General features: G+C 36.5%; 6 protein-coding genes and 3 pseudogenes. 8 read left to right on the forward strand and 1 reads right to left on the reverse strand.

Annotation, left to right across the window (positions count from 1 at the left end):
- The 7 genes and pseudogenes from Phpb_RS26885 to Phpb_RS13650 all read left to right on the forward strand — a co-directional run.
- Nucleotides 1–440: pseudogene (locus Phpb_RS26885) on the forward strand (IS630 family transposase); the annotation flags it as partial.
- 44 nt (nt 441–484) lie between these two features.
- Nucleotides 485–1,567 (forward strand): YwqJ-related putative deaminase, encoded by a 1,083-nt coding sequence (locus Phpb_RS24935; RefSeq protein WP_065390798.1) that lies wholly within the window; start codon nt 485–487, stop codon nt 1,565–1,567.
- Between the two features lie 204 nt (nt 1,568–1,771).
- Entirely contained in the window at nt 1,772–1,939 is a 168-nt protein-coding gene (locus Phpb_RS26070) for a hypothetical protein (RefSeq protein WP_165603296.1), read from the forward strand.
- Nucleotides 1,905–2,684 (forward strand): annotated as a pseudogene (locus tag Phpb_RS27670) (hypothetical protein). Before Phpb_RS26070 ends, Phpb_RS27670 begins: the two are co-directional and overlap by 35 nt.
- Before the next feature lie 94 nt (nt 2,685–2,778).
- Nucleotides 2,779–3,804, forward strand: a pseudogene (locus Phpb_RS13640) (IS630 family transposase).
- A gap of 194 nt (nt 3,805–3,998) precedes the next feature.
- Nucleotides 3,999–4,916, forward strand: a complete 918-nt coding sequence (locus tag Phpb_RS13645; protein WP_240492550.1) for a cycle-inhibiting factor — start codon at nt 3,999–4,001, stop codon at nt 4,914–4,916.
- A gap of 27 nt (nt 4,917–4,943) precedes the next feature.
- The gene (locus Phpb_RS13650; protein WP_065390802.1) at nt 4,944–5,210 is read left to right on the forward strand and encodes a hypothetical protein; all 267 of its coding nucleotides are present in this window, start codon (nt 4,944–4,946) and stop codon (nt 5,208–5,210) included.
- Here Phpb_RS13650 and Phpb_RS13655 read toward each other — a convergent pair.
- Nucleotides 5,191–6,321 carry an ISAs1 family transposase gene (locus Phpb_RS13655; RefSeq protein ID WP_065390803.1) on the reverse strand — a complete coding sequence of 377 codons (1,131 nt, stop codon included), beginning with the start codon at nt 6,319–6,321 and terminating at the stop codon, nt 5,191–5,193. The genes Phpb_RS13650 and Phpb_RS13655 overlap by 20 nt on opposite strands.
- Nucleotides 6,322–7,004: 683 nt before the next feature.
- Here Phpb_RS13655 and Phpb_RS26890 point away from each other — a divergent pair.
- The coding region (locus tag Phpb_RS26890) for an Rpn family recombination-promoting nuclease/putative transposase (RefSeq protein ID WP_420848352.1) at nt 7,005–7,479 on the forward strand (475 nt) is incomplete at its 3' end.

Consider the following 7,479-nt stretch of genomic DNA (forward strand, 5'->3'; position numbering starts at 1 on the left):
AAGCCGTACACGTCTGAACCTGATGGGTGCCCTGAATCTGGCCGATATCAGTAAAACGGTGGTGTGCGAATATGACCGTATCGATAGTTATCACATCGCCGAGTTCTTCATTGCCTTGCGTGAAACCTATCCGGTCAGTCAGAAGGTTCATATTATCCTTGACGGAGCCGGTTACCACCGGAGTAAGCTGGTGAAAGACTGGGCTTATGTGATGAATATCGACCTTCATTACTTACCGCCATACAGCCCGAATCTGAACCCGATAGAAAGGCTGTGGAAGGTGATGAATGAACAAGTCAGAAATAACCATTATTTCGCCACGACGGCCTTGTTCAGGCAGGCAATACATCGCTTTTTTACGGAAACCGGAACTTGCCGGGAACCTGTCGTGCCGTATTAATGATAACTTCCAGGTTCTGAATCCTGCATCTTCAAATTAAGCGGATATATATAAAATTCAACTATTAAATAATGGAGTTTAAAAATGCCAACACATGATACCCGTGAAAAAACAATTAAAAAAACTCATTCCAGAGATAAAAATTCAAATGAGACCTCACTTGATTCACTATATCTTGAACTTCCTGATAAAAAAGCGATAATATTAGCCTATCAAAATCCCAAAAAGAATCTTTATTCTATAAGATTTGATGATAAAACGAAAGAAATCATTAATAATAATGATGTGAATTATTTGAAAAATTCTGCTGCTCATGCAGGATATGTGCATGGAAATATAAAAGAACCTAATTCTAAATATAAAGACGGATTTGTTAACCTAAAAGACAATAATAAAAATTTAGCAGATGGCAGGCTATTTCCTGGTATTGAACTAATAAAAAGACCGACGATATCAATATCAATGAAAAAAATTGAAGAAAATAAAGAAGTTAAGAAGAAAAAGATTGAAGAAAATAAAGAAATTAAGAAGAAAAAGAAAAAAGGACAAAAAAAAGAAGATAAAAAAACCATGATCGAAAATTATATTAATAACAATAAAGAAATTTCAGACATACAAGAACTTAATAAGTTATTTATTAATAACACTTTAATGGAAAAAGAAAAAGAAAAAGAAGAAAAAAAATGGAAAATTCTACTGCGATTTACAAATGAAGCGAATTGTTACGAGATCAATAATATTGAAGATTTTATTTCTGGGATCAAGGATATGTATACAGAAGCAAAACAAACTTTACATCCAATGACAGAATCCCGGATTAGACGTCATATCACTAAAAATGAAAACAGATTACCCACGATGGCGGGTATTGCGGGTTTACATGCAGAGGTACAAGCACTTAATGATTTATTCATTTCATGCGACGAAAATAATAATAGATCTGCTAGCAACAACATCAAGGATTATAGGAAAGATATACTGAAATCATCCATCTTTACACAGCGACTGACAACAGAACAAGCCGGGGATGCTTTTGCTGCTTGCCATAATTGCTCTGGAATATTGTCATCTCCAATCAATGTTACTACCGGAAAAGTGACAAGTGCAGGAAGTAATTTTTCATTAACATTATCTCGATATGAAACGTCGCAAGAATCTCCAATATGAAACAGTATTTGATTAAATAAACGATTTATAATGGTACCTTGTTTGGAAACAAAGTGCCATTATGTCAACAAATCTTATATCTTATTATTATGAAATATAAAATAAATTACATCACAACAACTCTTGATACTTATTGAGTAGGTAGATTAATTTATATATTTTTATTGATAACATACTTCTTACTAAAAAATCACAGGTGATAATATGCCTTTTACATCCAGTGAAAAAGATAACCACACAAACGAAAAAACAAGAGTAGTAAAAACCATAAATAAAAAATCAGATAACAATCAATTAGGACAGGAGTTAGATTTAAATACCCCTCAAAAACCAAAAGATGGGTATTACTATCATACTCTCCAAGGGAGATAATTTAAAAATCTTCCTACAAAACGGATTTAAACCCCAAGGCTCACTTGGCCCCACCTTATCTGAAGAAGATTTTTCACTCAGAAGAGCTGCTATTCTAAAGCTTATCTATTCTATTATAACCACTACTATTAATAAGAATCTCAAAAGAAATAAAATATCAAAAGATAATTTTATTATGCCTCAAGATTTTTGGAATGAATTCAAAGATTTTTATAAAAACATCCCTATTCAAACAAATATCGATGATGAATTATTAAAGAAATCTATTACAGAAAGCATCTATAAAATTGATCAAAATAAATTTATGGAGAAACACAGTGAGACTAAACAAACTATTATTAACAATGAAAGATAATCTATTCTAAAACAAGATGAAAGAATTAACGAAATTATTTCAAATAGAGTAAAAATGATACAACAGCGAGAAGCTGAAAATACTAAAGGGTATATCTATCTTGCTTCACAAAAAAGCACACTCATGAAATATATAGCACATTTGCAGGGAGAACAGAACTTATTCCTCATATTGGCGGTCAAAGAAAATATATTTACTGGAAAAAAATTAGAACAAGACCCTCAAGAACCTGATGATGCTGTCAGATATAAGGGAATATTGTCTACAGAACAACTTAATTTTGTTAATAAAAAAGGTCAAATCTACACAGTACTTACACCTATTGAGGAAATAGATTACGGTGATCTTGTTTTAAACCACCAACAAGTTACAGATTTCTGTAAGAAATAAAATATTAGTAGTAAACGAGGTTTGAGGAAAGATATATACCCGTAATCATTGAAGATGCTTGATTTTATCCGAAATGGAGATCATTATCCTCGCTATGAAAATATTTATTACATCAGAACAAAAAATCAAACTTGAACGTCTTCACGACACCACTCGTGATGGTCAAGTACGAGACAGAATAAAAGCTATCCTTCTGGCTTCTGAAGGGTGGAGTTCTGTGATGATAGCCCAGGCATTGCGACTCCATCAGACCACCGTTGACCGCCATATCGGTGATTACCTCAATCAGGGGAAACTTAAATCTGATAATGGGGGGTCTGATAGTTTACTTTCTCGAGAACAAACTGATTTTTTAATCAACCACTTATCTCAAAATCTTTTCCATCACACACATGAAATCGTGGCCTATGTTGCTCAGCTCTGGGATATTACCTTTAGCATTCCAGGCATGAATAAATGGCTACACCGTCAGGGTTTTTCTTATAAAAAACCTTGTGGTGTCCCTCATAAATTCAATGCAGAAAAACAGAGACAATTTATTGAATATTATGAAAATCTTAAAGTCACAGCGAAAGACGAACCCCTCCTCTTTCTTGACGCAGTTCACCCAACTCAAGGCACTAAACTCAGTTATGGTTGGATGCGAAAAGGCGAGAAAAAAACAGTCAAAACAACAGGAAGCCGAACTCGCCTGAATATATTGGGTGCACTCAACCTGAATGCCATTGGTCATACGGTGTTCCAGGAATATCAAACCCTCAATGACTACAACATTTGCTGTTTTTTCAATGAAATAAGAAAGTCTTATCCTAACTATCATCAAAAAATTCATCTTATTGTGGATGGGGCGGGTTACAACAAAGCGCATCTTGTGAAGGAGTGGGCTTATGTTAGCAATATTGAGTGACATTACCTTCCTCCATATAGCCCAAATTTAAACCCGATAGAGCGATTATGGAAGGTCATGAATGAACAGGTTCGAAATAACCGTTATTTCGCTGATAAACATGAATTTCGAGACAAAGTATTCAAATTTTTTACCACAACGCTACCTGATATAGCGGACTCGCTGATGTCTAGAATTAACGACCATTTTCAGGTGCTAAAAACTGCATCTTGAAGTTTCTTGGGTATATACCAAATGAACTTCAAGATGCTTGAGTCGTCAGACGTAAAAACATTTAAATTCAACAATATAATCGTTTTTCAAACATGCACTTTGAAGTATCTTGAGTATATAATTATAAAATAATGAAATATTAGTTTAATCCACATGCTATTCATTCCTCAAATTCATTCTCTATAGGTAAGATAATGATGCAAAACGAATATAGTAAAAATGTTAAAGAAAATGGTAGAAAAACAGAAACAAAAAATGCAGAAAAATCTGCAAATATAGCAACAGACTTGCACCTGGAAGTGGGTTGTCACACCAAATCACCTAAACTAATAGGTAAATTATCGCCCCAAGACGATAACGAAAATTCTACAGAATTAATAGATGATATTATAAAACTCCATAATGATCCCAAGGGGAACAAATTACTTTGGTATGATAATTGGGAGGATAAAATCATCGATAGAAATTCTGATGCTATACTTCAAGCAATTGATGAAAATGTTTCTCAATTCGGAGGACTTGAAGCGTATAAAAAAATTGTTAGAGAAAACCCTTATGCTCCTATTGAACCGGTTTGCGGCTCGTCTGCACAAAATATATTTAAATTAATGACCGAAGGAGAACAGGCCGTTAATCCTGTAGAACAATTTAAAAAAGAAAAAATAAACGGCAATGAATTTTCCGAAAAACTTGAACAATTCAACGATTCGAGTAGCTATGTTGCATTAGTTAATGATCACCGATTTGGACATATGTTTCTGATCGATATTACATCAACCAGCCAAGGAGTTGTAGGATATATTTATCAGTCAGATTTAGGAAATGGAGTATTACCTGTACTTAAAATAGTAGACTGGTTAAGTTCCAGAGGAAAAGAGCCAATTAATGCTGATAAGCTAAAAAAATTATTAAGTAATGAATTCAATATATTATCTGAAAGTGAGCAAAAGGAACTCATTGCAGAATTACTTGAGACAAATAAAAACATATCCAACGTAAAGTTAGATAGATTTAAAAGAGATCAAGAAGTTAATATTTATTTAAGAGAATATGATAAAAATAATTTCTTTAAAAATATTAAAAACTTAAAAGCTAAACTTGTTGGGATTTGATTTTCACTAATATATTAAGGAGCGATTATGCCCATATTATATAAAGACCAAGAAAAAATCAGTAACACTAGCAAAAATAAATGGCAAAAAAATGATTCAGATGAGGATAGCCAACTGTCAAATGAACCTCTTACTCTCCAGCAAGATAAAAAAGGCCATACAGACAGGCAAATGAAAGGGTTAAAACAATTTCTTGCGGATAGAAAAATTAACAAAGGGCATATTTCCCCGCTGGAGAATAAAGGGTTATTAGTCAGGGCAACCGCACGAATGTTCAAATATCATCCAAACTAGAAAAGCCCGCTTGTAATACCTGTTCCAGAAAATCAATTTTCATCCAGGCTCGTTTACGTTTCATTCTGATACTTAATTGAGTGGTTTCTTTTTTTAGCATATTTAGCGCTATCCGCCTCAAGAGCGCGATATTTTCCGGGGCGTTTTTATGATAGATTTGGCAGTCATCTTCCCGGAAGGCGACATCCAGTATCCAATGAAGATTATTCTCGATCTGCCAATGGCTGCGTACGGCTTGAGCAAACTGTTCTTCTGTTAACGTTGCTGAACTGATGTAGTAACGGTATTCCAGACTGGGGGATTTGCCTTTTTCTTGTCGGTATCCTACGGTCACACCAACCGTTTTTAATTCAGGCCATCCTGGGAAATGGGACGCTAATGACGTGGCATCAATGACATGGCTTTGCCTGACTTCGATACGCCCATGTCCCTGCTCTATTTCGCCTTTTTCTCTTGTCGAGGGCAACGAGAGCGGTTGCGCCAGTACCTCCCTGACTGCCCGGTGGAGATTTTTCTGATTAGCTTTCACACTCAGGAGATAATCCGCTCCCGCATCAATAATTTCCCGGGCTATCTGGGTTTGGCATCCCATCGCATCAATGGAAATGAGTGCCCCTTTCAGTTCCAATAGCTTAATCAGTTCAGGGATGGCCGTGATTTCATTTGACTTATTTTGGGTTTTCACCTGACCAATGACGAGTTGGTTCGTGGCCGCGTAAGCACTGACCATGTGGAGAGTCGAATAACGCGCTTCACGAGAATAAGAGCTGCGCAGGACTTTACCGTCAATCGCCACTAATTCGCCTTTGATGAGCTGATGAACTGAGTTCATCCAATTGATAAAGCAGAGGTTAAACTGTTCTGGTTTGATGCGGAAAATAATCCGTGCAATGGTGTCGTCAACAAGAACGCCTTCCTTGAACATCCCTTGTTTAAGAAACCAGTCGTAGTGACCTTCAGTGTATTCTTGAATATCACTCCCGCCCTCAGCACCCGCGATAACCGTGCAAAGTGAGGCAAAAAGAATGTCAAATAAAGGGTAAGCCACTTTGGCGGATTGACGTGGATCTTCAACATCCGAGAAATGGTCGGTGAAACTCTCAAGATACATGGTATTGACTCCCAAAAGGGAGTATAAGATCACAGCTATTTGTCCGAATCAACTTATTTATTCGTGGTCAAAAAACGTTCGCGATCTTGCCCTAGTTGCTGAACCAGGCGAATTTCCGGTTATTATCGTCAGTAAAGGGAAATAGACAATTGCCAATAATATCGATGAACTGAATCAGTTTTATAATAGTATTGGCGCAAAAATGAAAGTGAGCTGGAAACCAGGCGATGAAAATCCCGGATTCGTTTCCAATCCACAAAAGCCGGGAATTGCCCGATTTAGTCGGAAAAAATAAAATAAATTATTATCACGTCAACAACGTCCTGCAAAATAAATCACTATACCCTATGGATTTCAAGATAATAGATCATCTGGAGGGAACTCAGTCCAATTTTTACGATCTGAACATTCAAGATTAACGGAAATATAAGTAATCGATATTTTGATAAAGGGATTATTATTATGCGAATACAAGCTGAAAACTGATTTAAATGAGGTTGTTGTAAATATAATATTTTCTCGTTTTTCCTTTTCTAGTATTTGATTCTTTAGGCTCTTCTATTAATTCATTCGGTAAAGATTTGCCTGAGGAAATCTGAGACAATGTTTTTTGTAACTTGGTAGAAATACTATACCTTGGCAATGAGTGGTAATGACTACCTGATAAGACAGAGAAACAGATTGTGGCAAAGAAAGAAAAACGACCTCACCATGACGCGTTATTCAAGCATTTTTTAACGCAGCCCGAAACGGCCAGGGAATTTTTATCCCTTTATCTGCCCGAAGAGATCCAGTCGTTGTGTGATTTATCCACATTGAAACTGGAGTCCGGCAGTTTTGTGGACCGGCATTTACGTCAACTGCACAGTGATGTGCTCTACTCGGTTGAAACAGCTAGGGGACAGGGCTATATCTATTGTCTGATTGAACATCAGTCCACTCCTGACCCGCTGATGGCCTGGCGGCTGATGTATTATGCCATGTTAGCCATGGCGGCCCACCTGAAAAAAGGCCATACTGAACTCCCTTTGGTGGCGCCGCTGCTGTTTTATCATGGGGAGGTTCGGCCGTATCCTTACTCAAACCGGTGGCTGGATTGTTTTACGCTCCCTGAACAGGCTGCTCGCTTATACCACCAGGCGTTTCCGTTGGTGGACG

It is taken from the genome of Photorhabdus namnaonensis (assembly GCF_001684335.1).
In the GTDB taxonomy this organism is placed as follows: Bacteria; Pseudomonadota; Gammaproteobacteria; order Enterobacterales; family Enterobacteriaceae; genus Photorhabdus; species Photorhabdus namnaonensis.